Here is a 26,898-nt window from a genome sequence, read left to right on the forward strand (position 1 = left end):
CGGGCGCCGCCTCTGGCGCCGGGGCGGCGGGGCGGAGCGTCACCGGCGGGGCTTGTGGTGTGGCTTGCGGTGGGGTGGGGGCGGCCGGCGGGGTGGCCGGGCGCGCATGGGGCTGCAGGGCGGGCGGTGCGGGGGGCGCACGGTGCCAGGCCACAACCGTCATCACCGGCCCGGCGTGTGGCGAGGCGGCCGGCCGCAGCGTGGGCGAGGCCCATTCCAGCGCCACCAGGTGGGCGGCCAGCACCGCCGTCACCAGGGCGGTTTGCAGCGCCCGGCGCCGGCCGGGGGCGGGCAGGCGGGGCAGCGGGTACAACAGGCGGTGCATCGGACAATATGGTGCCAGCTTCCTCTTGCGCCCATGAAACTTGCCACCTACCAGGATGGCTCGCGTGACGGTCACCTTGTGGTGGTCTCGCGTGACCTCAGCACCGCCCACTTTGTCAGCGGCATTGCCTCGCGCATGAGCCAGCTGCTGGACGACTGGAGCTTCCTCAGCCCGGCACTGGAGGACCTCTACGTCACCCTCAACCAGGGCAAGGCGCGGCATGCCTTCCCCTTTGAGCCGGCCCAGTGCATGGCCCCGCTGCCCCGTGCCAGCCGGGTGGCCTGGGCTTCGCCCTGGCGCCACCACCACCAGTTGCTGGCCGAGTCCGAAGGCCGTGTGCTGGAGGACGGGGCGCTGGCCCAGCCCTGGATCGGCAGCCTGCCGGCCGACCTGCTGACCGGCCCCCGCGCCGACCTGCAGGTGTCTGCGCCAGCGCTGCAGGCCGGCGAGCTGGATGCCGAGGCCCAGTTGGCCGTGGTGGGGGCCGAGCTGCCCCTGGGGGCGCCGCCGGCCGCCGCCCTGGAGCGGGTGCGGCTGTTTGGCCTGGCGCTGGGCTGGACCTCCCGCGCGCTGGCCCGGGCCGAGCGCGCCGCCGGCCAGCCGCCGCTGGGCAGCCGCCTGGGCGTGGGCATGGCGCCGGTGCTGGTCACCCCGGACGAGCTGGGCGAGGCCTGGCGCGGTGGGCGCCTGTCATTGCCGCTGAGCCTGCACGTCAACGGCCGGCGCCTGGGCCAGTGCGACAGCGGCAAGGACCTGGGCTGGACCCTGGGCCAGTTGCTGGCCTGGCAGGCCCGCACCCAGCGCCTGGGGGGTGGGCACCTGCTGCTGGCCGGGCCGGTATCGCCCGCGGAGCCCGGCAAGGGGGCCGGCTGCGTGGCCGATGCCCGGGCCTGGGCCGCCCGCGCCGGCCGCGACCCCGACACCCACCCGTGGCTGGAGCCGGGCGACGAGGTGCTGCTGGAGGCCCTGGGCGCCGACGGCCAGAGCGTGTTTGGTGCCCTGCGCCAGACCCTGACCGGGTGGGACGAATGAGCGCGTGGCGTGGGCTCCGGGGCCTGGGCCGGCTGCTCCTGCTGCTGGCCGCCGCCTGTTGGCTGCCCTGGCGTGCGGCCGTGGCCGCCGACTGCCCGCCGGCCCCTGCGCCGCTGGACGAGGCCGCGCAGCGCGCCCTCTGGCGCACCGCCCCCGACCGGGGCCTGCTCTACCGTGTGGACAAGGACGGCCGCAGCAGCTGGCTCTTTGGCACCCTGCACGTGGCCCGGCCCGACTGGGCGGTGCCCGGCCCGCAGACCCGCGCCGCCCTGCAGGCTGCCGACCGCGTGGCCCTGGAGCTGGACCTGACCGATCCGGCGGTGCAGCGCGCGCTGCTGGCGGTGCTGCGCACCCCGGCGGGTGATCCCTTGCCCGAGGCGCTGGCCCGGCGCCTGGACCAGGCCGCCACCGGCCAGTGCGCCGGCCCCGAGCTGCGCGCCCTGCGCCCGGAACTGCAGCTGGTGCAGCTGAGCCTGTTGCAGCTGCGCGCCGACGGGCTGGACGCGGCCTATGGCATCGACGGTTTCATGGCCGGCCTGGCCCGGGGGCTGGGCAAGCGCCTGGTGTCGCTGGAGTCGGCCCAGCAGCAGGCCCGCCTGCTGCTGCAGACCGACCCCGCCCAGCGCGACGCCCAGCTGGCCGAAGGCCTGGACGAGTTGGAGAGCGGCCGCGGCCGGCGCCTGGGTGTCCGCCTGGCCCAGGCCTGGGCGCAGGCCGATGTGGACACGCTGGAGTCCTACGCCCAGTGGTGCGACTGCCTGGACACCCCCGCGCGCCGGGCCGACATGCGCCGCCTGCTGGACGACCGCAATCCCGCCATGGCCGCCCAGATCGACCGCATGCACCGCGGCGGCCTGCGCGTCTTTGCCGCCGTGGGCAGCCTGCACCTGATCGGCCCCCAGGGCCTGCCGGCCCTGTTGCGCGCCCGCGGCTACACCGTGCAGCGGCTCACACCGCCGCACAATGCAGGGGAGGGGGCACGCCCCCCGCGCCCTGATCCGGCCCCTGCGGCCGCTCCGTCCTCCGCCAACCAAGAGACACCGTCATGACCGACTCCACCGCCGCCTTCGGCAAGTTCGTGCCCGGCTTCGAGTTCCTGCAGGACCTGGTCAAGAACGCCGGCGCCGCCCTGCCGTCCATGGGCCAGTGGGTGGCGCCCACCCTCAACCCCGAAGAGCTGGACAAGCGCATCAGCGAGCTCAAGACCGTGCAGTTCTGGCTGGAGCAGAACGCCCGCATGCTGGCCACCACCATCCAGGCCATGGAGGTGCAGCGCATGACGCTGAGCACCCTGCGCAGCATGAACGTCTCCATGGACGGCCTGCGCGAGGCCATGACGCTGCGGCCCGCCACTGCCGCGCCGGCACCCGCACCCGCACCCGCACCCGCACCCGAACCGGCCAGCGCATCGGAGCCCGAGCCCGCCGCCGCGGCCACCGAGGCGCCCGCCGCCCCCGGTGTGGTGGACCCCATGCAGTGGTGGACCGCCCTGACCCAGCAGTTCGGCACCCTGGCCACCCAGGCCTTGAGCGACGGCAGCGTGGAGGCCGCCCGCGAGAGCATGGGCGCCATGGTCAAGCAGTCGCTGGACGCCGCGGGCCAGACCTTCAAGCAGGCGGTGGAGAGCGCCGTGAGCATGCCCGCCACCATGGCCCAGCAGGCGGCGCAGGCCGCTTCCAGCGTGGCCGAGGCGGCGGCCGCGCCGGCGGCGGCGCCCACCGCCGCGCCGCGTCGCGCCCGTGCGGCCAAATCCACTGCGGCCCCGTCCACCGCGGCCGCGGCGCCTGCGCCGGCTCCCAAGGCCCCGCGCGCCGCCAAATCCGCCACCGCGGGCGCTACGCCGCGCAAGTCCCGTGGCTGAGTCGCTGCGCCGGTCTGCCCCCTTTTTGGTGGGGCATGCGACCCACCCCGACGGCCACATGGCCCTGGCCCTGGCCGCGGCCCAGCTGGACGGCCAGCGCGCGGCGCAGCGCCGGCCCGCGCCCACGCTGGCCTGGCTTTACCTGACCCAGGCGCTGGCGCCCCAGGCCCAGGCCCTGGTGGACGAGGTGGGCCGGCGCTGGCCCGGCGTGCAGGTGCTGGCCGCAGTGGCCGCCGGCATCTGTGCCACCGGCGTGGAATACCACGACGAGCCCGCCCTGGTGCTGATGCTGGCTGACCTGCCAGCCTCGCTGTTTCAGGTCTTCGACGGTCGCCATCCCCTGCGCCACGGCCAGGCGGGCGCGGCCCTGGTGCATGCCGACCCCCAGCTGCCGGAGCTGGCCAGCCTGGTGGATGAGTTGGCCGACCGCCTGCCCGGGCAGCGCCTGTTTGGTGGCCTGCTCAGCAGCCGCGGTGTGGAGGGCCAGTTTGCCGGCGGGCAGGCCGTGGGCGGCCTCTCGGGCGTGGCCTTTGCGCCGCAGTTGGAGGTGCGGGTGCGGGTGAGCCAGGGCTGCCAGCCCCTGGGCCCCATGCGCCGGCTGGACCGCTGCGAGGGCAATCTGGCGGTGACGCTGGACGGCCAGCCGGCGCTGGACGGCCTGCTGGACGATCTGGGCCTGCAGCACCTGTCCCCGCACGACCTGGCGCGCCGCCTGCGCGGCGTGCTGGTGGGTTTGACCGCGCCCGAGGACGAGGCGCTGGATCCGGGTGGCCTGTTTGGCCCCGACACCCGGGTGCGCCACCTGGTGGGCGTGGACATTGGCCAGGGCGCGCTGGCCGTGGCCGACGACGAACTGCACCGCGGCTGGCAGGTGGGCTTTTGCCGGCGCGACGCCGCCTCGGCGCGCCGCGACCTGGTGCGCATGGCCACCGAGCTGCGCGAGCTGCTCGACGGCGATGACGACAGCGGCCAGCCCCCGCGCCAGGTGCTCGGGGCCTTCTACCTGAGCTGCACCGGCCGCGGCGGCGCCCACTTTGGTGGCCCCTCGGCCGAGCTGCAGATCCTGCGGCAGGCCTTGGGCGAGGTGCCGCTGGCGGGCTTTTTTGCGGCCGGCGAGATTGCCGGCCGCCAGCTCTACACCTACAGCGGTGTGCTGGCGCTGGTGCTGGCGCCGGCCTGAAGCCGAAGCTTGGGCGGCAACGGTGGGCGCCGGCCCGCCGGGCGGCCCACAGCGGGGCGCCTGCGCCCCTGAACGGCCAGGTAACCTGCCGTTTCATGACAGGTCATCAAACTGACTTGCAGGCTTCATAAAGTGGTCCGCATGAATCAGCCTCTGGCATCCGTGCTGCCGGTGCTGCTCAACCGTGAGCGCGCCATCCTGGAGTTCAACCGCCGCGTGCTGGCACAGGCCAGCCGGCCTGATGTGCCCCTGCTGGAGCGGCTGCGCTACATCACCATCGTCTCGTCCAACATGGACGAGTTTTTTGAGGTGCGTTTTGCCGATGCCCTGGAGGCCATGCGCGATGCCGCGGGCGACAACGCCGCCGACCCGCAGCGCAGCGCCCTGCGCCAGGTGGCGGCCGAAGCCCACGCCCTGATCGACGCCCAGTACGGCGTGTTCAACGAGGAGCTCATGCCCGCGCTGCAGCGTGAGGGCATCGTCATCCTCAACCATGCCGAGCGCAACGAGGCGCAGCGCCAATGGGTGGCCCGCTTCTTCGAGCAGCAGGTTCGCCCGCTGCTGGTGCCGGTGGGTCTGGACCCGGCCCACCCTTTTCCGCTGGTGGCCAACAAGAGCCTGAACTTCATCGTGCGCCTGGGGGGGCGCGACGCCTTCGGCCGGCAGAACGCCATCGCCATCGTCAAGGTGCCGCGGGCGCTGCCGCGGGTGATCCGCCTGCCGGCGGCGCTGATGCCGACGGGCATGCAGGGCTTTGTGCTGCTGTCCAGCGTGATCCGGGCGCACCTGGGCGACCTGTTCGGCGGCCGGCCGGTGGAGGCCTTCTCGCAGTTCCGCGTCACCCGCGATTCCGACATCGAGCTCGACGACGAGGACGTGGCCAACCTGCGCCAGGCCCTGCGCGATGGCCTGACCACCCGCCACTTTGGCCAGGCCATCCGGCTGGAGGTGGTGCAGAGCTGTCCAGAGGCGCTCTGGCGTCTGCTGCTGGAGCAGTTCCAGCTGCCGCTGGCCGCGCTCTACAAGGTCAACGGGCCGGTCAACCTGGTGCGGCTGACCGAGCTGATCGACCAGGTGGAGGCCCCGGCCCTGCGCTTTGCGCCGCTTACCCCCGGCTGGCCCCAACACGACTGGCCCGAGGGCGCCTGCATCTTTGAGCGCCTGGGCCGCGGCGACCTGCTGCTGCACCACCCGTTCCAGAGCTTTGAGCCGGTGGTGCGCTTTCTGCGCGCCGCGGTGCACGACCCCGAGGTGCTGGCCATCAAGCAGACGGTCTACCGCACCGGCGCGCAGTCGGAGCTGATGGAGCTGCTGATCGAGGCGGCGCGGCGCGGCAAGGAAGTGACCGCGGTGGTGGAGTTGAAGGCCCGCTTTGACGAGGAGGCCAACATCAACTGGGCCGAGCGGCTGGAGGCCGTGGGCGTGCAGGTGGTGTACGGCATCGTCGGCTTCAAGACCCACGCCAAGCTGATGGTGGTGACCCGTCGTGAGCGCGGGCGCCGTGGTGCGGTGGCGCTGCGCCGCTATGCCCACCTGTCCACCGGCAACTACAACCCCAAGACGGCGCGGCTCTACACCGATGTGGGCATGCTCACCGCCGACCCCCACCTCACGGCCGACGCCGACGCGGTGTTCCAGGAGCTGACCAGCCTGACCCGGGTGCGCCAGCCGCGCTACCTGCTGAGTTCGCCCTTTGCGCTGCACAGCCGCCTGGTGGCGCTGCTCATCCTGGTGGGCGAGGCCGCACGCGCCGGCCGTCCGGCCCGGGTGGTCATCAAGGTCAATGCCCTGACCGAGCCGGCGCTCATCGCCGCGCTCATCGGCGCGGCCCAGGCCGGTGCCAAGGTGGACCTGATCGTGCGCGGCGCCTGCATGCTGCCCCCTGGCCTGCCAGGTGTGACCGATCGCATCCGGGTGCGGTCGGTGGTGGGGCGCTTCCTGGAGCACACCCGGGTGCTGTACTTCCGCTGGGGCGAGTCCGAGGCCGATGAGGTGCTCTACCTCTCCTCGGCCGACTGGATGGGGCGCAACATGTTCCGCCGCATTGAGGTGGCCTGGCCGGTGCGCGACGCCGCGCTGCGCCAGCGGGTCATCGACGAATGCCTGGTGCCTTACCTGCACGACGGCTGCGACGCCTGGACCCAGCGCGCCGACGGCCGCTATGAGCGCGAGGACAGCCAGGGCCACAGCGCCCAGCGTGCCCTGGCGGCGCGCTACATGCAGCCGGGCTGATCCCGGCCGGCGGGTTCAGCGCAGGTTCAGCACCAGCTTGAGCACACCCAGGCGCGACCAGGCTTCGGCCTCGTCGCGCAGCAGGTGGGCGGTGCGCGGGTTCTGCTCGGCCCAGCCGCGGCGGCTGCCCACCGTGACCGTGCGGCCGCTGCGCTTGAGGCTCAGCGCCCCGGGGTGCACCGGCCCGCGGGCATGGCACTTGATGACCGCCAGGCGCAGCGCCAGCACCTGGTGGGCAAAGCGCTCCTGCGCCAGCGCCGCCTCCAGCTTGCGCAGTCCGCCGCGCTGGCCCAGCACCAGGTCGGCCATGCGCCGCTGCTGGTTCTGCGAGAAGCCCGGCGCATCGGCATGGGCCAGCAGGTAGGCGCTGTGCCGGTGGTGGTCGTGGTGCGACACCATCATGCCCACCTCATGCAGGGCGCAGGCCCAGCCCAGCTCCAGCAGTGCCTCGTCGGCGGCGTCCTGGGCCTGGGCCAGCTGCTCGTACAGTGACAGGGCCACCAGACGCACCCGCTCGGCCTGGGCCGGGTCGGCGCCAAAGCGCTGCTGCAGGCTGGACACCGAGCCATCGCGCAGGTCGCGCCCGCCTGGCTGGTCGCCCCGGCGCGCCTCGTGGCGTTCATGCAGGTCGATCAGCACGCCTTGGCGCAGCGCGCCCTTGGCGGGCTTGAGCTCCTCCAGGCCAAAGTGCATGGCCAGGGTGTAGAGCAGGGCCAGCCCGCCGGCGATGACCGGCTTGCGGTCTTCTTTGAGGGTGGGCAGGTTCAGCCGGTCCACATGACCGGCGGCCAGGCATTGCTCGATGCACCAGCGCAGCCCCGCCGGGGTGATGGTGCCGTCGCTGACGCCCGCGCCGGCCAGGATCTGCGAGACGGCCCCCGCGGTGCCCGAGGAGCCCAGTGCCTCTTCCCAGCGGTTGGGCGCGAACTGGCCCAGGGCTTCCTCGATCTCGGCGCCCGCGGCCACCTCGGCATCGCGGAAGGCCTGGCGGGTCAGCGCCCCGTCGGGGAACCAGCGCATCGACAGGCTGACGCTGCCCACCTGGAAGGACTCGGCCACGCCCGGTGTGCGGCCGGTGCCCAGGATCATCTCGGTGGAGCGGCCGCCGATGTCGATGACCAGGCGCGGCTTGCGCGCCGGCTGCATGAAGGACACGCCGGCGTAGATCAGCCGGGCCTCCTCGCGGCCGGAGATGACCTCGATGGGAAAGCCCAGCACCGTCTCGGCGCGGGCCAGGAAGTCGTTGCGGTTGCGGGCTTCGCGCAGGGTCTGCGTGGCCACCGCCCGCACCTGCCCGGGGCCGAAGCCCTGCAGCCGGTGGGCAAAGCCGCGCAGGCTCTCCAGGCCCCGCTGCGTGGCCTCCTCCGTCAGGTAGCCGTTGGCGTCCAGACCTGCGCCCAGCCGAACCGTGTCCTTGAGGTAGGCCAGGCGCCGGTAGCGCTGCTGCAGGACCTGGCCGATCTCCAGGCGAAAGCTGTTGGAGCCCATGTCGATGGACGCCAGCGGGGCGTCGGGGGCGGGAAGGTGCGCATTCATCGTGCGGTCATGCTACCCGGCGTATGTGACGGCCGGATGTGACAGGCTGGTGACGGTTGCGGGCGTGGCGCGCAGGCCGCAGCCGCCGTTTACAGTTGGCATCCTTCTCCAACGTCCGCGCCCTGCGATGACCACTGCCGCCCCCCGCGCCCTGGATGCCGCTCCCAGCGAGCGGATGGCCCGTCAACTGGAAGTGGTAGCGGCCTTGCAGGCCGTGCTGCCCGCCCACGCCCTGCTGTGGCAGAGCGAGGACACCACCCCCTATGAGTGCGACGGCCTGACCGCCTACCGCGAGCGCCCGCTGGCCGTGGCCCTGCCCGAGACCGAGGCGCAGGTGGGCGCCGTGCTGCGCACCTGCCACGACCTGGGCGTGCCGGTGGTGGCCCGCGGCGCCGGCACCGGCCTGTCCGGTGGCGCCATGCCGCATGCCCTGGGCGTGACCCTGGGCCTGGCCAAGTTCAACCGCATCCTGCAGCTCGACAAGTTCAGCCGCACGGCGGTGGTGCAGTGCGGCGTGCGCAACCTGGCCATCTCCGAGGCGGCGGCGGCCCACGGCCTGTACTACGCCCCGGACCCCAGCAGCCAGATCGCCTGCACCATCGGCGGCAACGTGGCCGAGAACTCTGGCGGTGTGCACTGCCTGAAGTACGGCCTGACGCTGCACAACGTGCTCAAGGTGCGCGGCTTCACGGCCGAGGGCGAGCTGGTGGAGTTTGGCGGCGACGCGCTGGACGTGCCCGGCCTGGACCTGCTGAGTGTGGTGGTGGGCAGCGAAGGCATGCTGGCCGTCATCACCGAGGTCACGGTCAAGCTCACGCCCAAGCCCCAGGTGGCGCGCTGCATCATGGCCAGCTTTGACGACCTGCGAAAGGCCGGCGACGCGGTGGCCGCCATCATCGGCGCGGGCATCATCCCCGCCGGCCTGGAGATGATGGACAAGCCCATGACCGCCGCGGTGGAAGACTTTGTCCACGCCGGCTACGACCTCACGGCCGAGGCCATCTTGCTGTGCGAGAGCGACGGCACGCCCGAGGAGGTGGCCGAGGAGATTGAGCGCATGATGGACGTGCTGGCCGGCGCCGGCGCCACCCGCATGGAGGTGAGCGCCGACGAGGCCCAGCGCCTGAAGTTCTGGAGCGGGCGCAAGAACGCCTTCCCGGCCTCCGGGCGCATCAGCCCGGACTACATGTGCATGGACTCCACCATCCCGCGCAAGCGCCTGGCCGACATCCTGCTGGCCATTGCCGAGATGGAGAAGAAGTACGGCCTGCGCTGCTGCAACGTCTTCCATGCGGGCGACGGCAACCTGCACCCGCTGATCCTGTTTGATGCCAACGACCCCGACCAGCTGGAGCGCTGCGAGCGCTTTGGCGCCGACATCCTGGAGACCAGCGTGGCCATGGGCGGCACCGTCACCGGCGAGCACGGCGTGGGGGTGGAGAAGCTCAACAGCATGTGCGTGCAGTTCAGCCCCGCCGAGCGCGAGCAGATGCTGGCACTCAAGCAGGCCTTTGACCGCATCGGCCTGCTCAACCCCGGCAAGGTCATCCCCACCCTGCACCGCTGCGCCGAGTACGGAAAGATGCACGTCCGTCGCGGCCTGCTGCCCTTCCCGGAGCTGGAGCGCTTCTGACGCGCCGCCGCCCGAGTCCGACCCCGCGCCCCACTCCAAGGACCCCTGACCCATGCAAGACACGGCCCTGACCACCCTGGTGGAGACCGTGCGCGAGGCCACCGCCCGCCAGCGCCCCCTGTGCATCCGCGGCAGCGGCAGCAAGGACTTCCATGGCGGCCCCCTGCTGGGCGACGAGCTGAGCACCCGCATGCTCTCAGGCGTGCTGGCCTACGAGCCCACCGAGCTGGTGGTGACCGCCAAGGCCGGCACCCCGCTGGTGGAGCTGGAGGCCCTGCTGGCCCAGCATGGGCAGTGCCTGGCCTTCGAGCCGCCGCGCTTTGTCAGCCATCCCGGCGGGCTCAGCGGCACGGTGGGCGGCATGGTGGCCGCCGGCCTGGCCGGGCCCTCGCGCGCCAGCGTCGGCAGCGTGCGCGACTACGTGCTGGGCGCTACCTTGCTCAACGGCAAGGGGGAGCTGCTCCACTTTGGGGGCCAGGTCATGAAAAACGTGGCCGGCTATGACGTCTCGCGCCTGCTGGCCGGCTCCCTGGGCGTGCTGGGCGTGATCTGCGACGTCTCGCTCAAGGTGCTGCCCGAGGCCCCGGCCACCCTCACCCTGCGCTTTGAGATGGACCAGGCCAACGCGCTGCGCCACCTCAACGAGTGGGCCGGCCAGCCCCTGCCCCTGTCGGCCAGCGCCTGGTGGGACGATGTGCTGGTGCTGCGCCTGAAGGGCGCGCGCGCCGCGGTGGCCACCGCCCACCAGAAGCTGGGCGGGGAGGTCATCCCGGACGCCCTGGCCCAGTCCTTCTGGCGCGGCCTGCGCGACCACAGCGACGAGTTCTTCACCCATGCCCAGCAGGCCGTGGCCGGCGGCGCCACGCTCTGGCGCCTGTCGGTGGCGCCCACCGCCCCGCGCCTGAACCTGGCGGGCGAGCAGCTCATCGAATGGGGGGGCGCCCAGCGCTGGGTGGTCACCACCGCCCCGGCCAGCGTGCTGGAAGTGGCCGCGGCCGAGGGCCGGGGCCATGCCACCCGCTTTCGCCGGCCGCCCGGGGCGCAGGAGACGGGGGCGGCCTTTGCGCCGCTGTCGCCGGCCCTGCTGCGCATCCACCACGGCCTGAAGAAGGCCTTCGACCCGGCCGGCATCTTCAACCGCCAGCGCCTGCACCCCGAGTTCTGAGCCGCCCATGCAGACCCACCTTGCCCCCGAATTCGCCGGCACGCCCGACGGTGAGGCCGCCGAAGCCATCCTGCGCAAGTGCGTGCACTGCGGCTTCTGCACCGCCACCTGCCCCACCTACCAGCTGCTGGGCGACGAGCTCGACGGCCCGCGTGGCCGCATCTACCTGATGAAGCAGGTGCTGGAAGGCGCCCCCGTCACCCGCGCCACCCAGCTGCACCTGGACCGCTGCCTGACCTGCCGCAACTGCGAGAGCACCTGCCCCAGCGGCGTGCAGTACGGCCAGCTGGTGGACATCGGCCGGCGCCTCGTGGAGGAGAAGGTCGAGCGCCCCCGGGGCGAACGTGCGCTGCGCTGGCTGCTCAAGGAGGGCCTGACCTCCTCGGCCTTTGCCCCGGCGCTCCAGGTCGGCCAGGCCCTGCGGCCGCTGCTGCCCGCCAGCCTCAAGCTCAAGGTGCCGCCCCGCAGCGGCCCCGAGGCCCACCGCTGGCCCACCCGTGAACACCCGCGCAAGGTGCTGCTGCTCATGGGCTGCGTGCAGCCGGCCATGATGCCCAACATCAATTCCGCCACCGCCCGGGTGCTGGACGCCGCCGGCATCCAGACCGTGGTGGCCGACGAGGCGGGCTGCTGCGGCGCCATCCGCACCCACCTGAACGACCACCACGGCGGCCTGGACGACATGCGCCGCAACATCGACGCCTGGTGGCCCCGGGTGGAGGCCGCCACCGGCGCCGGCCAGGTCGAGGCCATCGTCATGAACGCCAGCGGCTGCGGCGCCACCGTCAAGGACTACGCCCTGCACCTGGCCCACGACCCGGCCTACGCCGAGAAGGCCCGCCGCATCGCCGCCATGACCCGGGACATCTCCGAGCTGCTGCCGGACCTGGTGGCGCCGCTCAAGGCCGTGCTCAGGCGCCGGCCCAAGGCCGACCAGACCCGGCGCGTGCCGCTGGCCTACCACCCGCCCTGCACCCTGCAGCACGCGCAGAAGCTGCGCGGCGGCGTGGAGAAGCACCTGGGCGAGCTGGGCTTTGACGTGCACACCGCCCCGATGGACGCCCACCTGTGCTGCGGCTCCGCCGGCACCTACTCGGTGCTGCAGCCCGAGCTCTCGCTGCAGCTGCGCGACCGCAAGCTCAAGGCCCTGTCACCGGTCCAGGCCGAGACCATCGTCTCGGCCAACGTCGGCTGCATCCAGCACCTGCAGTCGGGCAGCGAACGCCCCGTCAAGCACTGGATCGAGGTGCTGGATGAGGCGGTGACGGCGGCGCTGCGGTGAGGATCGGCGGGCCCCGCCGGTCCGGTTGAGGCCGGCCCCGCGGGGCTGGACTAGACTGCCCGCCCCCGCGCCACCTCTTGCCCGACCTGCCGTGACCTCGTCCTACCTCTCCCAACTGCCCCGCGCCACCGAGGGCGACGATGGCGCCGAGGCGCCGGCCATCATCCAGGAACCGCGGTTGTGGAGTGACGGGGTGTGGACGGCCAAGGTCATCAAGGACATGGACGACGATGGCTGGGCGGTGTCGATGACCCTGGTGGGTCAGGCCGAGCCGGCGCTGGTGGGGCCTTGGACCATGGGGCGCGACAAGAAGAACCCCAAGCCCCTGAGCACGCCCGCCTTCCAGACCCTGGTGAAGACGGCGCACGAGGTGCTGCGCCGTCACGAACAGCAGCGCGACGCGCAGCTGCACCAGAGCGTGAACCTCAACCTGCCCGAAGGCCGCCTGACGGTGCGCCTGGACATCACGCCCGATGAGTTCGAGCCCTATGCCGAGCTGAGCGCCTGGAACGCGCTGGACGAGGAGCTGGCCCGGGTGAAGGTGCGCCCGGACTTCCGCCTCAACAGCCGCAGCGCCACCGCCTGGGTGGAAGGCGGCTTCGGCAAGGTGCGCTGAGGCGCCGGGGCGGCATCGCCACCCCCGGCACCCGCCCTGGCCTTCAGGCCTGGTCCATTGCCCGCACCTGGTCGCCACCGGCCACCGAGTAGGTCATGGGCACCTTGCGGGTGGCGAGGAACTCGTCCAGCGTCTGGCCGCGGAAGGCGGCGTAGACCTCGGGGTTGCTCACCCCCAGCACGGCGGCCATCTTCTCCAGCACAAAGAAGCTCACCCCGCGGCGCACCATCTCGATCCAGCGGCGCTGGCGGATCAGGTCCTTCTCCTCCTCGCTCAGGCCGCGTTCGTGGGCCAGCGCCTCGAAATCGTTGACGAAGCGGGCGCGGTGCCAGGGCTTCACCAAGTCATGCAGGAAGGTGTTGAGGCGGAAGTTGGCGTGGCTGCGGGCGTGGGTGAAGGGGTAGGTGCCCTCCAGGCTGCCGGCACCGGCCAGCTCGTGGCCGATGTGCTCGCGGTAGGCCGCCACCGCGGCCGCATCGGGCGCGTCGCCCAGGTCCTCGAACACCAGGGTGCAGATGTTGGTGACGCTGGGGGCGTAGGTCTGGCGGTGCACGCGCCGCACCTTGTCGCTCAGCGCGCCGCGCATGATCAGCCACATGATGACCTCGGCGCCCTCCATGCCGCCCTTGGCCACGTACTCGGCGATGCGCATGTTCACCAGGGTCTCGGGGCTGTGCTCCAGCAGTTCCAGGAATTCAGCGTCCCAGTCCTCGTTCAAGAAGCCGGCGCGCTCGCCATGCACCTGGTGCGAGAGGCCGCCGGTGGCCACGATGGCCACGCGCAGGTCCTCGGGGTAGCTCTCGATGGCCTGGCGCAGCGTCTTGCCCAGCTTCCACATGCGCTTGGCGTTGGGGATGGGCAGTTGCAGCACGCCCACCTGCAGCGGCACCACCTTGCCCGGCCAGGGGCCGTTCTCGTCGCCCAGCATGGCCAGCGGTGACAAAAAGCCGTGGTCCACCGGCTTGCCCTGGAAGAAGCTCATGTCGAACTCATCGGCCACCAGCGACATGGCGATGTGCTGTGACAGCCCCAGGTGCCCGATCGCCGGCGCCACCTCGCGCGGGCCACCGCCTTCGTCGGCGGGGTGGTACTGGTCGTCAATGCCCAGCACGAAGGCCGAGTAGTGGTCAAAGTAGAAGGAGGTGATGTGATCGTTGTAGATCATGAACAGCACGTCCACCTTCTGGGCCTGTACCCATTGGCGCACCGCGGCGAAGCCGTCGAAGATGGGTTTCCAGGCCGGGTCGTTTTGCTTGCCGGTGTCCTTGGCGTAGCCGATGGTGGGCGAGTGCGAGGCGCCGATGCCTCCGATGATGCGTGCCATGGGGTGTCTCCTCTCAGGGGGCCAAAAATGACGGTGGAGGCATTCTTGAGTGGGGCCATCTCAGGAACAATTGGCTCCAGATGGACCATTCGTTCAGATTGATGAACAAACGGGGCCCGATGGGCCACCGCCTCAAGGGAGCCGGACATGGGTTTGCGATGGCAGCTGGATGACCTGCCGGTGTTCCTGGCCGTGATCGAGCAGGGCGGCGTGACCGCCGCGGCCCGCCACCTGGGCTGGCCCAAGAGCACCGTGAGCAGCGCGGTCACGCGGCTGGAGCAGGCGCTGGGTTTGCGCCTGCTGGACCGCGTGTCGCGCCGCTTGCGCGTCACCGCCGAGGGCGAGGCCTTTGCGCGGCAGGCCCAGCTCATCGTAGAGCAGGCCCGCGAGGCCGATGCCCTGATGGCCGGCCTGGGCGCCGCACCGGCCGGGCGGCTGGCGGTGGCGCTGCCGCCCGCGCTCACCCAGGAGCGGGTGGCACCGCGCCTGGCGCAGTTCAAGGCCCGCCATCCGCAGGTCGAGCTGGACATCGTGGTGACCACGCACGGCGAGTCGCTGCTGGGCAAGCGGGTGGACCTGGCGGTGGTCGTGGGCCAGTTGGACGACAGCGAACGGGTGTGCCGCCCGCTGCTGAGCAGCCCGTTGCTGTGGGTGGCCAGCCCCGCCTGGGCGCAGGCGCACCCGCCACCGGCCGCCGGGTCGGCCGGCCCGCCGGAGGCCGAGCTGGCCCTGCTGCGCGCCCAGGTGCAGCTGTGCGAGACCCGTTACGCCCAGCGCCGCCTGCCGGTGCATGTGCGCGGCGAGCCGGCCACGCTGGACCTCTCCCGCGGCTGCTCGCATGTGAACGACCCGCTGGTGGTGCGCCGCGCCGTGATGGCCGGGGCAGGGGTGTCGGTGCTGCCGCGGCACTATTGCGAGGCGCCGCTGGCCGAGGGCCGGCTGGTGGAGGTGTTTCCCCACATCACCTTCGAGCTGCAGGCCGCCCAGCTGAGTGTGGTCTACCCCGGCCGGCGGCTGCTGTCGCCCCGGGTGCGGGTGTTCCTGGAATTTCTGACCGAGTGCTGTGCCCCGGAGGGGCCGGCGGCGCCGGCCGGCTGAGACCCGGCGCCGCAGCCCTCAGTCGGCCCGTTGCACGCGGGCGGGGCCTTGCAGGCGGCGGTGCCAGTCGGGCACTTGGGTCAGGTAGCGCTCGAGCGCCTCGGCGTCGTCGGGGCCGGTGGTGCGCTCGCTGCCTTGGCGCAGGGTGTTGAAGCTGTCGCCCCCATCGGCCAGGAAGGCGTTGACCGTGACCCGCAGCCGCTGCTGCGCCTGCACCGGCTGGCCATGCAGGCGCAGCTGCTCCACCCGCTGGCCCAGCGGGGCCTGGGCCCGCCAGCGGTAGCTCAGGCCCGAGGACAGCTGCAGCAGCCGCGGCTTGGGCTGGCGCAGCCACTGCTCCTCCAGCACCTGCCGCAGTTGCTCGCCGCTGAGGGTCAGGGTGACCAGGCGGTTGTGGAAGGGTTGGCTGGCGAACAGGTCCTGGAAGCGCAACTGGCCGTCCAGCCCGGGGCGCAGGTCGGCGCGGATGCCGCCGGGGTTCATCAGCGCCAGTTGGGCGCCGGCCTCCTGCGTGGCCCAGAGCTGGGCGTCGGCCACCAGACGGCCCAGGGGCGATTCGCCATGGCGGTTGGCGTCGCGGGTGATCGGGGCGTCCAGCCGGGCCACCGGCCGCTGCGCCAGCGGCGCGGCCAGGCGTTCGTATTCGGCCAGCAGGGCCAGCTGGGCCGGGTCGGCGGCAAAGCGCTCGTGGCTGACGATCTGGTTGCTGGCCCGGCTGCTGCGCACGTCGCGGGTGAGGGGGTCAAGCTCCAGGTCGATGGCCGAGACCAGCGTGCCGTACTTGTCGGCGCTGGTCACCAGGCGGCCGTCGAGCCGGCAGTTGTAGGCCTGGTGGGTGTGGCCGCTGATGACCACGTCCACCGCCGGGTCCAGCCGGCGCACGATGTCCACCAGGGGGCCGGACAAGCCCGGGCATTCGTCATGCCCGCCCCGGGTGAAGCCCCCCTCATGGATCAGCAGCACGATGGCCTCCACCCCCTGGGCCCGCAACACCGGCACCAGGGCGTTGACCGTCTCGGCCTCGTCGCGGAAGGTCAGCCCCCGCACCCCGCTGGGCACCACCACATGCGGCGTGTTCTTGAGCGTCAGGCCGATGAAGGCCACCGGCACGCCGTCGAAGTGCCGCACCGCATAGGCCGGCAGCAAGGTCTGGCCGGTCTGCTGGTCCACGGTGCTGGCCGCCAAGTACTGGAAGCGCGCCCCGGTGAAGGGCCTTGGCCCCCGGCAGCCGTCCACCGGATGGCAGCCGCCGCGCTGCAGGCGCAGCAGTTCGGCCGCGCCGCGGTCGAACTCGTGGTTGCCCACCGCGGCCAGCGCCAGGCCCATGGCGCCCAGGGATTCGACCGTCGGCTCGTCATGGAACAGCGCCGAGAGCAGGGGGCTGGCGCCGATGAGGTCGCCCGCGGCCACGAAGAGGTGGTGCGGACTCTGGGCCGCCAGCGTGCGCACGGCGGTGGCCAGGTGGGCCACGCCCCCGGCGGGCACGCTCCGGCCCTGGTCGGGCTGCTGCGGGTCGGGCAGACGGAAACCGCCGCCCGGGGGCTGCAGGTTGCCATGCAGGTCGTTGATGGCCAGGATCCGCACGGCCACCGCAGGCGGTGGCGTCACGCTGGCCGTCGGCGGGTTGGCGGTGGCCGAGGCGCTGGCGCTGGCGCTGGGGGCGGGCGCCGCCACCCAGGACGGGGCGTCCGCCGGTGGTGAGGTGTTGAGCGGGGCGCCGCAGCCCCCCAGCGTGGCCAGGCTGGCGGCCAGCAGCAGTGGCGTCACGGCGGTCCGCAGCACGGGACCGATCGGGGACAGGGAGCGCAGAGGGGCAGAGGACATGGGGCGGTCGGCGCGAGGGGGCGGGGGCTCAGGGCAGCCGGCACCTTACCAAGTTCTGCCGGCCCGCCGGTCAAGCCACCGGGGGTTCCGGCTGACCATCCCCCAAACGGATGTAGCGCGATTGGAAACGAGCTGTTGCAAAGGCCGGGTCTGAGGCATCATGCGCCCACATCAAAAGAATGGCGCCCACCTGTCGGCAGGTCGGGTCAAGGGGGTGAACAACATGCGAGGTGTCATTGCCTTCGCCGTGGTGGTGGTCGGTTCGGCCACCGTCTGGCGTTACCACGAGCCGCTGCTGGACCGGTGGCGCCAAGCCGCGCCGCAGGACATGCAGACCACCCGCGCGGCGGTGCCGCTGAAGTGTGTGCACGGCCGTGAGGTGCGCTACAGCCAGGAGGCCGCCTGTCCGCCGGGTTTTGAGCCCGTCACGCTGCGGCCCGACGGGGTGACTGTGCTGGAGGCGTCCCAGGCCTTTGCGGCCCCTGCCGCCTCCGCGGCGCAGCCGTCTGCCGCGCCGCCCACGGGCAATGCCTTGCAGCGCGCGCTCGACGCTGTGCCCGACCCCCGGCTGGGCAGCCAGCGCCTGGACCACGTGGTGGAGCAGGGCGGTCCGGCCATGCCCATGCGTTGAGGGGGTTGGCACCACGCCGGGGCGTCCGGTGTGGCCAGGCGCCCGGGCGGGCCGTTGTCAGCCCTGGCCTCAGGCCTTCTTGGGCGCCTTGACCGGGCGCTTCCAGCCCGCCAGCGACACTTGCTTGGCCCGGGCCACGGTGAGCTGGCCGGCGGGGGTGTCCTGGGCGATGGTGGAGCCGCCGCCAATGGTGCCGCCCTCGCCGATCGTCACCGGGGCGATCAGCACGCAGTTGCTGCCCACGTGCACGTCGGCGCCAATGGTGGTGCGGTGCTTGTGGGCGCCGTCGTAGTTGGCGGTGATGCTGCCGGCGCCAAAGTTCACCCGCTCACCCACGGTGGCGTCGCCCAGGTAGGCCAGGTGGTTGGCCTTGGCGCCGTCGGCCAGGGTGGCGTTCTTCACTTCCACGAAGTTGCCGATGTGCACCTCGGCGCCCAGGCGAGCACCCGGGCGCAGGCGGGCATAGGGGCCGATCAGGCTGCCGGCCCCCACGCGCACGCCGTCCTGGTCGCCATCGAGGTGGCAGAAGGGGTGCACCACCACGCCGTCGCCGATCACGGCGTTGCGGATTACGCAGTTCGCGCCGATCTTCACGCCGTTGCCCAGGCTCACCTGGCCTTCAAAGACGCAGTTGACGTCGATGTCCACATCCTGCCCGCAGGTCAGCGTGCCGCGCACGTCCAGCCGCGCCGGGTCGGCCAGGCGCACGCCGGCCTCCAGCAGGGCGTCGGCCTGGCGGCGTTGCAGGCGGCGCTCCAGGTCGGCCAGCTGCGCCGGGCTGTTGACGCCCAGCACCTCCACCTCGTCGGCTGCCGGGGTGGCCACCACCGGCACGCCTTGGGCCACGGCCATGGCGACGATGTCGGTCAGGTAGTACTCGCCCTGGGCGTTCTGGTTGTCCAGCGCCATGACCCACTGCTTGAGCAGGGCGGTGGGCGCGGCCATCATGCCGGTGTAGACCTCGCGGATGGCCCGCTGCTCGGGGCTGGCGTCCTTGTGCTCCACGATGGCCAGCACGTTCTGGCCGGCGGCGTTGCGCACGATGCGGCCATAGCCGGTGGCGTCGTCCAGCGTCACGGTCAACAGCGCCAGGCGCTGGCCGCCGCAGGCCTGGGCCAGGGCGGCAGCGGTGGCCGGCTCGATCAGCGGCACGTCACCATTGAGGATGAGGGTGGTGGCGGCCGCCTCGTCCAGCACCGGCGCCACCTGCTGGATGGCATGGCCGGTGCCCAGCTGCGGCTGCTGGCGCACGCACTGCGCGGCGGCGCCCACGCTGGCCTCCACCTGCTCAGCGCCATGGCCGGTGATCACCAGGGTCTGCAGGGCTTGCAATCGGGCGGCCCGGCCCAGAACATGCTCCAGCAGGCTGCGCCCGGCCAGGGTGTGCAGCACCTTGGGGCGCGCCGAACGCATGCGGGTGCCTTTGCCCGCGGCCATGATCACGACATTCAGAGCCATGCCAACACTCGCTCACTTGCTCGATGGAAGATCCCGCCCGCCGGCCCCGGAGGGCGCACCGAGCGCGTGGCGGCGGATTATCGGTGCGGCCTGCCTGCTGGCCGGCTTGCTGTTCACCCCGCTGCTGGGGGGCTGCAGCGCCGTCAAGCTGGCCTACGGACAAGGCGAGTGGCTGGGCTGGTGGTGGCTGGACGGCCATGTGGACTTCAACGCGCAGCAGAAGCCGCAGGTCAAGCTGGCACTGGCCGAGTGGTTTGTCTGGCACCGGCAGACCCAGCTGCCGGACTATGCCGACCTGGTGGGGCGCCTGGCGGTGGAGGTGCGCCAGCCGGTCACCGCCGAGCAGGCCTGCCAGTGGCTGGACCAGGCCGTGCCCCGGGTGCACGCCGCCTGGCAGCAGGCACTGCCGGCCATGGCCCGGCAGGTGCAGACCTTGCAGCCGGCGCAGCTGCGCCACCTGCAGAAGAAGCTGGAGGCGCGCAACCGCGAGTTCCGCGAGGAGTTCATCGAGCCCCCGGAGGACGAGCGCCGCGAGAAGCGCCTCAAGACTTGGCGCGAGCGCTACCAAGACCTCTACGGCCGCCTCCTGCCCGCGCAGGAGGCGCTGCTGCAGGCCGCCGCCGTGGCCCTGGCCGACGACCCGCTGCAGCGCGAGGCCGAGCACCAGGCCCACCAGCGCGAGCTGCTGGCGGTGCTGACCCGCCTGTCCACCGACAAGCCCGGCGACGAGGCCAGTGCCGCGGCGCTGGCCGCCTGGCTGCGCCCTTCCACCACCCTGGGCGGTTGGGGCTCACCCGCCTGGCAGGCCGCCCAGCGCACCCGCCGCCTGGGCCACTGCGAGCTGTTCGCCAGCCTGCACCAGGCCAGCACCCCGGCGCAGCGCGAGCATGCGGTGCGGTGGCTGCAGGGCTGGGAGCGTGACCTGCGTGACATGGCCGGCCAGCCGCGGGCCGGCGCACCGGGCGGGGGCGCTGTGGGGGCTCAGGGCGTGCCCGCGGGCTGAGGCATCCAGCGCCGCAGGGCGGGCTCGCGCTGCGCCAAGGTGAGGGGGTATCCCCCGGCCAGGGCCCGTTGCAGGCGGCGACGCACCAGGGCGGGCTCACCCAGCAGCGCCGCCACCACGGCGGCCTGGTACTGCACTTCGGGGTCGTCGCTGGCCTGACCCATGGCGGCGGCCAGGGCGGTGCGTGACGCTGTGGCCTGGCCAGGGAGGTGGGCCAGGGCACCGGCCAGGCGCGCCTGTGGTCGCGCGACGGCGGTTCGACCGGCGGAGGTGTCGACCCGGTCCAAGGCCTGCTGCTGGGCTTGGGCCGCCAGGCCCCACCGGCCTTGCAGGCCGAGCACCGTGCCGTGCGCGCTGTGCCACAGCGCCGTGGGGGGCAGGCGCTGCAGGGCCTGCGCCAGCACCTCCTGCGTCTGGTCCAGGGGGTCGACGGGCTGTGGCGGAGCGGCGGGGGGCGCCGGCTCCAGGGCGGCGGCCAACAGGTCGGCGTGCAGGGCCAGGGCCAGGGGATCGTGCGGGTCGAGCTGTCGGGCGCGCAGGCAGGCGGCACGGGCGCCGTCGGCATCCTGCTGCAGCCACAGCGCATGGGCCTGTGCCAGGTGTGCCCGCGCCAGCCGCCCATCGAGCGCCAGTGCCAGTGCCGCCCAGTACCGCGCCTGCTCCCGCGCGGCCGGCTGGCCGGGGTTCTGGGCATGCTGCAAGGCATGCGCCAGACTGCGCGCCGCGGCCAGTCCGGCATGGGGTGGGGCCGGCGCTTGGGTCAGGGGCTGCAGGGTGGACAGCGCGCGCAGCGGTGCCGTGTGGTCGTCGCGGGCGGCCAGCCAGAGGTCCACCTGACGCAGGATGAGCTGCAGCTCCGGCGCCGGTGGCAGCCAGTTGACGGGCAGGCGCAAGGTGGCATCGCGCCCGGCGTCGCTGCGTGGCCGCGACTGCATCCACAGTGCCGTGGCCCCGGCCACCAGGGTGGACAGCAGCGCCACCGCGACGGCCCAGGGCCAGCGGGGGCTCATCCGGCCGGGCCGGGGCGGCGGGGCGCAGGCCCCTGCCCAGACGGGCGCCGGCCCGGGCAGCCCGGGGGGGGCGGCGGCGACGGTGGAGGCATCCGGCGTGTGGGCCAGCTGGCGCAGGCGCTCGGCCAGGGGCCCCAGGTCGGCGGGTTGCAGCGGCCGCAGCCCCGGCCACCGCGGATCCAGCAGCTGGCGCAGCGCTGCAGGCCAGTCGGGGGGCACCGGCGTGGCGGGAGGGACAGTGGCTCGCGAGGGGGGCAGCAGGCATTGCCGCAGCAGTGGCACCAGGGCCTGGGCGTCACGGGTGGCCGGGTCTTGCATGTCGGCCAGGCCGGCCGGTGCCGGACGCGGCAGGCCCAGGCCCAGCACCCTCAGCCGCCAGTGGCTCAGCTCCCCGGGCGGCGTCTGGCGCAGCAGGCGGGCGCAGTGGTCTTCGTCCTGGACCGGTGTCGGCTGGGGTGGGGTGAGCATCAGCTGGCTCAGCCGCAAGTGGCCGTGGGCCTGGCCGGCGGCGTGGGCTGCGCCCAGGGCCTGGGCCAGCTGGCCGATCCAGGCGCAGGCGGCGGGGTGGGGCAGTGGCCCGTCCTGCAGGGCGCGCGCCAGGCTCAGGCCGAACACCCGCTCCATGACCAGTTGCCGGTCCCGCGGGGCGGACCAGACCTCATGCACCGCCACAAAGGCCGGGTGCGGTGGCGGCGGCACCGCTGCCATGGCGCCAGGCCCGGCCGTATCCGGCGCGGGAGGCAGGGTCTTGAGGGCCACGGGGCGGGCCAGCGCCACGTCCCAGGCGGCCACCACCCCGCCGGTGCCGTCACGCCCCAGCGGTGCCAGGCGTTGGTAGCGGTCAGCGGGAAATGTGGAAGGTGGGCTTGGGCGGTCGGTGACGGTCATGCAGCAGTCGGCTTGGCGCCCCTGAAAAAGGAGTGTAAGCCGGCGCTGCAGTGTCGGGGCACCCGGGGTCGGGCGCATCTGTCAAGGTTGGCAGGGTGGGGACGGCCCAGGAGGGGCCCGCGCTCAAACTGCGCGTAGACCGTGCTCAGACCGTGGCCAACTTGGCCTTGACGGTGTGGGGTTCGGGCTGGGCCTGTGGAAAGGACTGCAGCGCGGCGCGGTACATGGCGCCCAGCAGCGCGTCGCTGCCGGCGTTCAGGCCGGTGGAGGCGGCCCGGGCCTCGTACAGCGCCTCACCACTGGCGCGGTCGCGCAGCAGCACCGCCACCTCGCGGGTGTATTCGGTGCGCACGTAGACGAAGCTGGCGTTCCAGCCGGGGGTGGCAAAGGGCGTCAGGCCAAAGCGCGGGCCCCAGGGGCCGGGCCAGAAGGGGTCGTCCCAGGGGGAGCGCTGCGCGCGGTCCACCCGGGCGCCCAGTTGCACCAGGAGGTCGGCGCTGGCGGCGTCGCTGGCGGGCTTCAGGCCGGCGGCCTGCAGGGCGGCGGCGGCCAGCCGCTCCAGGCGGGCCTGCTGCTCGGCGCCCTCGCCGCTGCGCTGGGAGGGCAGGCGGTCAAAGGCGTAGGTGCCCGGCGTGCGGCCGGCGGGCCAGGCCCCAAAGCTGCTGACGGTGCAGTGGATGTCCTGGAAGCTGGCGCAGGCCCCCAGTCCCAGCAGGGGCAGGGCGGCCAGCAGGGCCAGGCCGCGGCGGCGGTCGGTGGCCAGGTGGAGGGCGGGCGGGGTGGGGGCGGCGTCTGGGGGCATGGCGTGTCCTGCGGGCTGAGACCTCCGACCTAGCCTAGCACCGGCGCGGCGGGCGGGCCAACCCCCTTGGTCGGGCGCCGCACCGGCACCGGCCGGCCGCCCCGCGCGCGGGCCTCAGACGAAGCGCACGGTCTGCACCGCCGGGCCGGCGGCGGACGCACTGCCTTCGGCGCCGGTGGGCGGGCTGCCGCAGTCGTCGGCGTCGTCCTCGTCAAAGGCCTTGTCGCCCTGCGGGTCGGGCTTGCCGGTGGGGGCGATGGTGGTGAAGGGGAAGAGCTGCCGGTCCATCATGTGCGACAGGGTGATGTTGCCCATGGCGGTGAACATGTTGTCGATGCGGCCGGGGTATTCCTTGTCCCACTCGCGGATCATCTTCTTGATGAGCACACGCTGCAGGTTCTCCTGGCTGCCGCACAGGCTGCACGGGATGATGGGGAACTCGCGGTGCACCGCCCAGGTTTCCAAGTCGGGCTCGGCCACGTAGGCCAGCGGGCGGATGACGACAAATTCGCCGTTGTCGCTCACCAGCTTGGGCGGCATGCCCTTCATGCGGCTGCCGAAGAACATGTTCATCAGCAGGGTGACGACCATGTCGTCGCGGTGGTGGCCCAGGGCGATCTTGTTGCAGCCCAGCTCGCGGGCCACGCGGTAGAGGATGCCGCGGCGCAGCCGCGAGCACAGGCTGCACATCGTCTTGCCCTCGGGCACATGCTTCTTGACGATGGTGTAGGTGTCCTGCGTCTCGATGTGGAAGGGCACGCCCACCCCCTCCAGGTAGCGCGGCAGCACATCGGCCGGGAAGCCCGGCTGCTTCTGGTCGAGGTTGACGGCCACCAGCTCGAACCGGATGGGGGCCCGCTTCTGCAGGTTCATCAGGATGTCGAGCATGGCGTAGCTGTCCTTGCCGCCGGACAGGCAGACCATCACCTTGTCGCCGGCTTCGATCATGTTGAAGTCGGCGATGGCCTGGCCCACCTGGCGGTGCAGGCGCTTGCTGAGCTTGTTCATCTCGAAGGCGTGCTTCTTGGCCTTCTTGGCGGCTTCGTCGTCAGCGGCGGAGGAGGCGGTGGCGGCGGGGGCCGCAGCGGCCAGCAGGGCGTCGTCGGTGTTCATGGCGGAGCGTGGCAGGTCAGGGGCAGGAGCGGTGGCGGGGGCGGGTTCAGGGCTTCAGGCCGAACACTTCGCAGCCCACGGCGTCGCAGTCCGGGTAGACGTCGGGCTTCTCGGTGGAGACGCGGGCGGCGCGCACGTTGGGGTGGGCCAGCATCAGCGCCAGCACGTCGTCGCACAGCGTCTCCTGCAGGTGGATGTGGCCCTTGGAGACGCGCTCGGCGATGGTGCGGCGGATGAAGTCGTAGTCCAGCACCTCGTGCAGCTCGTCCTCCCGGGGGGTGGAGACGGCCAGCGGCACGTAGAGGTCGACATTGATGACCACGCGCTGCTCGCCCTTCTTCTCGAAGTCGTGCACGCCGATGTTGATCCACACCTCGTAGTTGCGCAGGAACAGGCGCCGGCAGTCCTGCAGGCTGGGGTGGAGGAGGGAGGTTTGCATGGTCACAGCTCAGGCAGAGGGCGCGGCCGGGGTGGCGGCGCCGGTGAGAAACAGCACGTCGCGGCCCTGGGCCGCCAGATGCTGTCCGCCATCGACCAGCAGGGTGGTGCCGGTGATGGCGGGGGAGGTGAGCACGAAGGCCACCGCACGGGCGATGTCCTCGGGCGTGGAGGAGCGGCCCAGCGGCGTGAGCCGGTGGGCGGCGGCAAACTGGCCTTCGCTCATCAGCGGGCCCGAGACCAGCGTCACCCCCGGCGCCACGCCGCACACCCGCACCGCGGGCGCCAGCGCCTGGGCCAGCAGGGTGGTGGCCTCTTTGAGGGCGGCCTTGCTCAGCGTGTAGCTGAAGTAATCGGGGTTGGGGTTCCAGAGCTTCTGGTCCAGCAGGTTGACCACGCAGCCCTGGGCCTGGGGCTCGCCGGTGGCGCGCCGCGCCGCCAAGTGGGTGGCCAGGGCCTGGGCCAGGGCCACCGGCGCGGCGGTGTTGGCCTGCCAGTGGCGGGCCAGGCTGGCGCTGCTGGCGCTGCTGGCGTCGTCGTACTCGAACAGGCTGGCGTTGTTGACCACGGCGTCCACCCGGCCCAGCGCGGCCACGGCGGCGGGCAGCAGGGCGCGGCAGGCGGTGTCGTCGGCCAGGTCGGCCGCCAGCACGGTGGTGCGGGCCGTGGGCCCGCCGGCGGCACGGGCCTCGGCGGCGGTGGCCTCGGCCTCGGTGTGCGAGGCGTGGCAGTGCAGCGCCACGTCCCAGCCCTGGGCGGCCAGGTGCAGCGTGATGGCGCGGCCAATGCGCCGCGCCGCACCGGTGACCAGGGCCACGGGCCGCGGTGCGTGGTGGGCCGTTGCAGGTGGTGAAGGCAGGGAAGGCATGAAACCTACAATCCCGGAGGTTGAAGCAGGCCCCGCGAGGGCTCGGCAGCCAGGCGGCACCCGGGAGGGTGCGGGGTGGCCCGGGTCGGGGAGCAATCCGTGAGCGAACCCGACAGTGTATCGGCGCGCCTGATGGCCCGCCTGGAGCAAGCCCTTGCCGAAGCCGGTGGCTGGCTGCCTTTTGACCGTTTCATGGCCATCGTGCTGTACGAGCCGGGCCTGGGCTATTACGCCAACGCGGGTCGCAAGTTCGGCCTGATGCCGGCCAGCGGCAGCGACTTCGTCACCGCGCCGGAGATGTCGCCGCTGTTCGGCCGGGCCCTGGCGGTGCAGGTGCGCCAGGCGCTGCAGGCCAGCGGCACTGCCGAGGTGTACGAGTTCGGCGCCGGCACCGGCGCCCTGGCCGAGCAGCTGCTGCAGGCGCTGGACGCCGATGGCGGCCCGGCGGTGCGCTACGCCATCGTGGACCTCTCGGGCAGCCTGCGCGAGCGCCAGGCCGAGCGCCTGGCCCGCTTTGGCGACCGGGTGCGCTGGCTGCACACCCTGCCCGAGGCCATGGCCGGGGTGGTGGTGGGCAACGAGGTGCTGGACGCCATGCCGGTGCAGCTGCTGGTGCGCCGCGAGGACGAGACCGGCTGGCAGGAGCGCGGCGTGGTGTGCGACGCCCAAGGTCGCCTGGCCTGGGCCGACCGTGACAGCCCGCTGGCCATCCCGTTTGACGGCCCGGTGCTGCCGGGCATGGTCACCGAGATCCACCTCCAGGCCGAGGCCTTCATCCGCACGCTGGCCCAGCACCTGCAGCGCGGAGTGGCGTTCTTCATCGATTACGGCTTTCCCGAGGCCGAGTACTACCACCCGCAGCGCTGGCGCGGCACGCTGATGTGCCACCGCCTGCACCTGGCCGACGACAACCCGCTGGAGTGGTTGGGCGAGAAGGACATCACCGCCCACGTCAACTTCACCGGCATCGCCCTGGCGGCGCAGGACGCGGGCTTGGAGGTGCTGGGCTACACCAGCCAGGCGCGCTTCCTGCTGAACTGCGGCCTGCCGGCGCTGCTCGAGGCGGCCGACCTGCGGGGCCGCGCCATGGCCCAGAAGCTGATCACCGAGCACGAGATGGGCGAGCTGTTCAAGGTCATGGCCCTGGCCACGCCCGGTCTGGACTGGGACGCCACCGGCGAGCCGCTGGGTTTTGCCCAGGGCGACCGCACCCACCGGCTCTGACGCGGAGGTCTGCCCCCATGCGCTGGATGATCGTTTTCCTGATCGCGCTGCTGATCTTCAACCGTTTCGGCACCTGGCTTTCGCGCTTCGGCTTTGGCCGGTTGCCGGGGGATGTGCGCTTTCGCCTGCTGGGCCGCGACATCTTTCTGCCCTTTGCCAGCGCTGTGGTGTTGAGCGTGCTGGCCGCCGCCATCACCTGGCTGCTCTGAGGGGCGGCGCCAGGGTGGGCCCGGCGGCGGGGCCTCAGCGCCCCAGTGCGGCGCGGAGGGCGCGGGCCCGTGCCTCGTGGATGGCCTCGGCAATGGCCGGGCCACGGGCGCGGCGGGGCACGGCCGCCGCGGCCACCGGCGCGGTG

At 72.7% G+C, this 26,898-nt stretch carries 23 protein-coding genes and 1 pseudogene; 14 read left to right on the forward strand and 10 right to left on the reverse strand.

All coding sequences use genetic code 11. The features are described from left to right. A pseudogene (locus G3A44_RS21935) lies at positions 1–325 on the reverse strand (hypothetical protein); the annotation flags it as partial. Between the two features lie 33 nt (positions 326–358). Between G3A44_RS21935 and G3A44_RS21940 the strand changes: the two are divergent. The 5 genes from G3A44_RS21940 to ppk1 all read left to right on the forward strand — a co-directional run bounded on the left by G3A44_RS21940 (position 359) and on the right by ppk1 (position 6,630). Beyond that, positions 359–1,357: a fumarylacetoacetate hydrolase family protein gene (locus tag G3A44_RS21940; protein ID WP_163459891.1), complete on the forward strand. Its 999-nt coding sequence runs from the start codon at positions 359–361 to the stop codon at positions 1,355–1,357. Continuing rightward, positions 1,354–2,406: a TraB/GumN family protein gene (locus tag G3A44_RS21945; protein ID WP_163459892.1), complete on the forward strand. Its 1,053-nt coding sequence runs from the start codon at positions 1,354–1,356 to the stop codon at positions 2,404–2,406. Before G3A44_RS21940 ends, G3A44_RS21945 begins: the two co-directional genes overlap by 4 nt. After that, the gene (locus tag G3A44_RS21950) at positions 2,403–3,218 is read left to right on the forward strand and encodes a PhaM family polyhydroxyalkanoate granule multifunctional regulatory protein (protein ID WP_163459893.1); all 816 of its coding nucleotides are present in this window, start codon (positions 2,403–2,405) and stop codon (positions 3,216–3,218) included. The genes G3A44_RS21945 and G3A44_RS21950 overlap by 4 nt, the downstream gene beginning before the upstream one ends. A 58-nt stretch (positions 3,219–3,276) precedes the next feature. Continuing rightward, the gene (locus tag G3A44_RS21955) at positions 3,277–4,398 is read left to right on the forward strand and encodes an FIST signal transduction protein (RefSeq protein WP_163459894.1); all 1,122 of its coding nucleotides are present in this window, start codon (positions 3,277–3,279) and stop codon (positions 4,396–4,398) included. A 141-nt stretch (positions 4,399–4,539) separates the two neighbouring features. Next, positions 4,540–6,630 (forward strand): polyphosphate kinase 1, encoded by a 2,091-nt coding sequence (ppk1, locus tag G3A44_RS21960; RefSeq protein WP_163459895.1) that lies wholly within the window; start codon positions 4,540–4,542, stop codon positions 6,628–6,630. 15 nt (positions 6,631–6,645) lie between these two features. Here the strand turns inward: ppk1 and G3A44_RS21965 are convergent, their stop codons facing one another. Then, on the reverse strand, positions 6,646–8,166 hold the full coding sequence (locus G3A44_RS21965) for a Ppx/GppA phosphatase family protein (RefSeq protein WP_163459896.1): 1,521 nt from the start codon (positions 8,164–8,166) through the stop codon (positions 6,646–6,648). Positions 8,167–8,293: 127 nt separating this feature from the next. Between G3A44_RS21965 and G3A44_RS21970 the strand changes: the two genes are divergently transcribed. The 4 genes from G3A44_RS21970 to G3A44_RS21985 all read left to right on the forward strand — a co-directional run bounded on the left by G3A44_RS21970 (position 8,294) and on the right by G3A44_RS21985 (position 12,862). Beyond that, positions 8,294–9,799: an FAD-linked oxidase C-terminal domain-containing protein gene (locus tag G3A44_RS21970; protein ID WP_163459897.1), complete on the forward strand. Its 1,506-nt coding sequence runs from the start codon at positions 8,294–8,296 to the stop codon at positions 9,797–9,799. A 52-nt stretch (positions 9,800–9,851) separates the two neighbouring features. Next, positions 9,852–10,964 carry a glycolate oxidase subunit GlcE gene (glcE, locus tag G3A44_RS21975; protein ID WP_163459898.1) on the forward strand — a complete coding sequence of 371 codons (1,113 nt, stop codon included), beginning with the start codon at positions 9,852–9,854 and terminating at the stop codon, positions 10,962–10,964. A 7-nt stretch (positions 10,965–10,971) separates the two neighbouring features. After that, positions 10,972–12,246: a glycolate oxidase subunit GlcF gene (gene glcF / locus G3A44_RS21980; RefSeq protein ID WP_163459899.1), complete on the forward strand. Its 1,275-nt coding sequence runs from the start codon at positions 10,972–10,974 to the stop codon at positions 12,244–12,246. 115 nt (positions 12,247–12,361) lie between these two features. Then, positions 12,362–12,862, forward strand: a complete 501-nt coding sequence (locus G3A44_RS21985) for a hypothetical protein (RefSeq protein ID WP_203561532.1) — start codon at positions 12,362–12,364, stop codon at positions 12,860–12,862. A 43-nt stretch (positions 12,863–12,905) separates the two neighbouring features. On the opposite strand, the gene G3A44_RS21990 is transcribed toward G3A44_RS21985, so the two are convergent. Then, positions 12,906–14,186 (reverse strand): gallate dioxygenase, encoded by a 1,281-nt coding sequence (locus G3A44_RS21990; RefSeq protein ID WP_163459900.1) that lies wholly within the window; start codon positions 14,184–14,186, stop codon positions 12,906–12,908. 147 nt (positions 14,187–14,333) lie between these two features. Between G3A44_RS21990 and G3A44_RS21995 the strand changes: the two genes are divergently transcribed. Further along, positions 14,334–15,284 carry a LysR family transcriptional regulator gene (locus G3A44_RS21995; RefSeq protein WP_203561531.1) on the forward strand — a complete coding sequence of 317 codons (951 nt, stop codon included), beginning with the start codon at positions 14,334–14,336 and terminating at the stop codon, positions 15,282–15,284. 18 nt (positions 15,285–15,302) lie between these two features. Here the strand turns inward: G3A44_RS21995 and G3A44_RS22000 are convergent, their stop codons facing one another. Further along, positions 15,303–17,108, reverse strand: a complete 1,806-nt coding sequence (locus G3A44_RS22000; RefSeq protein WP_163459901.1) for a bifunctional metallophosphatase/5'-nucleotidase — start codon at positions 17,106–17,108, stop codon at positions 15,303–15,305. 160 nt (positions 17,109–17,268) lie between these two features. Here G3A44_RS22000 and G3A44_RS22005 point away from each other — a divergent pair, with 160 nt between their 5' ends. After that, positions 17,269–17,739 carry a hypothetical protein gene (locus G3A44_RS22005; protein WP_163459902.1) on the forward strand — a complete coding sequence of 157 codons (471 nt, stop codon included), beginning with the start codon at positions 17,269–17,271 and terminating at the stop codon, positions 17,737–17,739. Between the two features lie 69 nt (positions 17,740–17,808). Here G3A44_RS22005 and glmU read toward each other — a convergent pair whose 3' ends face one another. Further along, entirely contained in the window at positions 17,809–19,197 is a 1,389-nt protein-coding gene (gene glmU, locus G3A44_RS22010; protein ID WP_163459903.1) for a bifunctional UDP-N-acetylglucosamine diphosphorylase/glucosamine-1-phosphate N-acetyltransferase GlmU, read from the reverse strand. A 106-nt stretch (positions 19,198–19,303) separates the two neighbouring features. On the opposite strand from glmU, the gene G3A44_RS22015 reads away from it, so the two are divergent. After that, positions 19,304–20,200, forward strand: a complete 897-nt coding sequence (locus tag G3A44_RS22015; RefSeq protein ID WP_163459904.1) for a DUF6279 family lipoprotein — start codon at positions 19,304–19,306, stop codon at positions 20,198–20,200. Here G3A44_RS22015 and G3A44_RS22020 read toward each other — a convergent pair. From G3A44_RS22020 to G3A44_RS22040, 5 genes are all read right to left on the reverse strand, one after another. Continuing rightward, positions 20,179–22,098 (reverse strand): hypothetical protein, encoded by a 1,920-nt coding sequence (locus G3A44_RS22020; protein WP_163459905.1) that lies wholly within the window; start codon positions 22,096–22,098, stop codon positions 20,179–20,181. The two genes, G3A44_RS22015 and G3A44_RS22020, sit on opposite strands and share 22 nt — an antisense overlap. Before the next feature lie 145 nt (positions 22,099–22,243). Beyond that, positions 22,244–22,900, reverse strand: a complete 657-nt coding sequence (locus G3A44_RS22025; RefSeq protein ID WP_163459906.1) for a DUF4136 domain-containing protein — start codon at positions 22,898–22,900, stop codon at positions 22,244–22,246. A gap of 114 nt (positions 22,901–23,014) precedes the next feature. Beyond that, positions 23,015–24,013: a tRNA 2-thiocytidine(32) synthetase TtcA gene (gene ttcA, locus G3A44_RS22030; protein WP_163459907.1), complete on the reverse strand. Its 999-nt coding sequence runs from the start codon at positions 24,011–24,013 to the stop codon at positions 23,015–23,017. A 46-nt stretch (positions 24,014–24,059) separates the two neighbouring features. Further along, positions 24,060–24,452: a dihydroneopterin aldolase gene (locus G3A44_RS22035; protein WP_163459908.1), complete on the reverse strand. Its 393-nt coding sequence runs from the start codon at positions 24,450–24,452 to the stop codon at positions 24,060–24,062. Positions 24,453–24,461: 9 nt separating this feature from the next. Next, complete coding sequence (locus tag G3A44_RS22040; RefSeq protein WP_163459909.1) at positions 24,462–25,319, reverse strand: SDR family oxidoreductase; 858 nt, start codon at positions 25,317–25,319, stop codon at positions 24,462–24,464. A gap of 132 nt (positions 25,320–25,451) precedes the next feature. On the opposite strand from G3A44_RS22040, the gene G3A44_RS22045 reads away from it, so the two are divergent. Both G3A44_RS22045 and G3A44_RS22050 read left to right on the forward strand, forming a co-directional pair. Beyond that, the gene (locus tag G3A44_RS22045) at positions 25,452–26,543 is read left to right on the forward strand and encodes a class I SAM-dependent methyltransferase (protein WP_163459913.1); all 1,092 of its coding nucleotides are present in this window, start codon (positions 25,452–25,454) and stop codon (positions 26,541–26,543) included. A gap of 26 nt (positions 26,544–26,569) precedes the next feature. Further along, the gene (locus G3A44_RS22050; protein WP_375138688.1) at positions 26,570–26,752 is read left to right on the forward strand and encodes a DUF2905 domain-containing protein; all 183 of its coding nucleotides are present in this window, start codon (positions 26,570–26,572) and stop codon (positions 26,750–26,752) included. Positions 26,753–26,898: the final 146 nt, after the last annotated feature.

The organism is Ideonella livida (genome assembly GCF_010499455.1).
GTDB lineage: Bacteria > Pseudomonadota > Gammaproteobacteria > Burkholderiales > Burkholderiaceae_C > Ideonella > Ideonella livida.

What these genes read in the sequence shown, in the direction of transcription:
- G3A44_RS22035 (WP_163459908.1), bottom strand. Translation starts at nt 24,452, where the DNA reads ATGCAAACCTCCCTCCTCCACCCCAGCCTGCAGGACTGCCGGCGCCTG.
- ttcA (WP_163459907.1), bottom strand. Translation starts at nt 24,013, where the DNA reads ATGAACACCGACGACGCCCTGCTGGCCGCTGCGGCCCCCGCCGCCACC.
- G3A44_RS22005 (WP_163459902.1), top strand. Translation starts at nt 17,269, where the DNA reads ATGCGCCCACATCAAAAGAATGGCGCCCACCTGTCGGCAGGTCGGGTC.
- G3A44_RS21940 (WP_163459891.1), top strand. Translation starts at nt 359, where the DNA reads ATGAAACTTGCCACCTACCAGGATGGCTCGCGTGACGGTCACCTTGTG.
- glmU (WP_163459903.1), bottom strand. Translation starts at nt 19,197, where the DNA reads ATGGCTCTGAATGTCGTGATCATGGCCGCGGGCAAAGGCACCCGCATG.
- G3A44_RS22025 (WP_163459906.1), bottom strand. Translation starts at nt 22,900, where the DNA reads ATGCCCCCAGACGCCGCCCCCACCCCGCCCGCCCTCCACCTGGCCACC.
- G3A44_RS22020 (WP_163459905.1), bottom strand. Translation starts at nt 22,098, where the DNA reads ATGACCGTCACCGACCGCCCAAGCCCACCTTCCACATTTCCCGCTGAC.
- G3A44_RS21955 (WP_163459894.1), top strand. Translation starts at nt 3,277, where the DNA reads ATGGCCCTGGCCCTGGCCGCGGCCCAGCTGGACGGCCAGCGCGCGGCG.
- glcF (WP_163459899.1), top strand. Translation starts at nt 10,972, where the DNA reads ATGCAGACCCACCTTGCCCCCGAATTCGCCGGCACGCCCGACGGTGAG.
- G3A44_RS21995 (WP_203561531.1), top strand. Translation starts at nt 14,334, where the DNA reads ATGGGTTTGCGATGGCAGCTGGATGACCTGCCGGTGTTCCTGGCCGTG.
- G3A44_RS22000 (WP_163459901.1), bottom strand. Translation starts at nt 17,108, where the DNA reads ATGTCCTCTGCCCCTCTGCGCTCCCTGTCCCCGATCGGTCCCGTGCTG.
- G3A44_RS21950 (WP_163459893.1), top strand. Translation starts at nt 2,403, where the DNA reads ATGACCGACTCCACCGCCGCCTTCGGCAAGTTCGTGCCCGGCTTCGAG.
- G3A44_RS21990 (WP_163459900.1), bottom strand. Translation starts at nt 14,186, where the DNA reads ATGGCACGCATCATCGGAGGCATCGGCGCCTCGCACTCGCCCACCATC.
- G3A44_RS21970 (WP_163459897.1), top strand. Translation starts at nt 8,294, where the DNA reads ATGACCACTGCCGCCCCCCGCGCCCTGGATGCCGCTCCCAGCGAGCGG.
- G3A44_RS21965 (WP_163459896.1), bottom strand. Translation starts at nt 8,166, where the DNA reads ATGAATGCGCACCTTCCCGCCCCCGACGCCCCGCTGGCGTCCATCGAC.
- G3A44_RS21945 (WP_163459892.1), top strand. Translation starts at nt 1,354, where the DNA reads ATGAGCGCGTGGCGTGGGCTCCGGGGCCTGGGCCGGCTGCTCCTGCTG.
- glcE (WP_163459898.1), top strand. Translation starts at nt 9,852, where the DNA reads ATGCAAGACACGGCCCTGACCACCCTGGTGGAGACCGTGCGCGAGGCC.
- G3A44_RS22040 (WP_163459909.1), bottom strand. Translation starts at nt 25,319, where the DNA reads ATGCCTTCCCTGCCTTCACCACCTGCAACGGCCCACCACGCACCGCGG.
- G3A44_RS22045 (WP_163459913.1), top strand. Translation starts at nt 25,452, where the DNA reads ATGGCCCGCCTGGAGCAAGCCCTTGCCGAAGCCGGTGGCTGGCTGCCT.
- ppk1 (WP_163459895.1), top strand. Translation starts at nt 4,540, where the DNA reads ATGAATCAGCCTCTGGCATCCGTGCTGCCGGTGCTGCTCAACCGTGAG.
- G3A44_RS22050 (WP_375138688.1), top strand. Translation starts at nt 26,570, where the DNA reads ATGATCGTTTTCCTGATCGCGCTGCTGATCTTCAACCGTTTCGGCACC.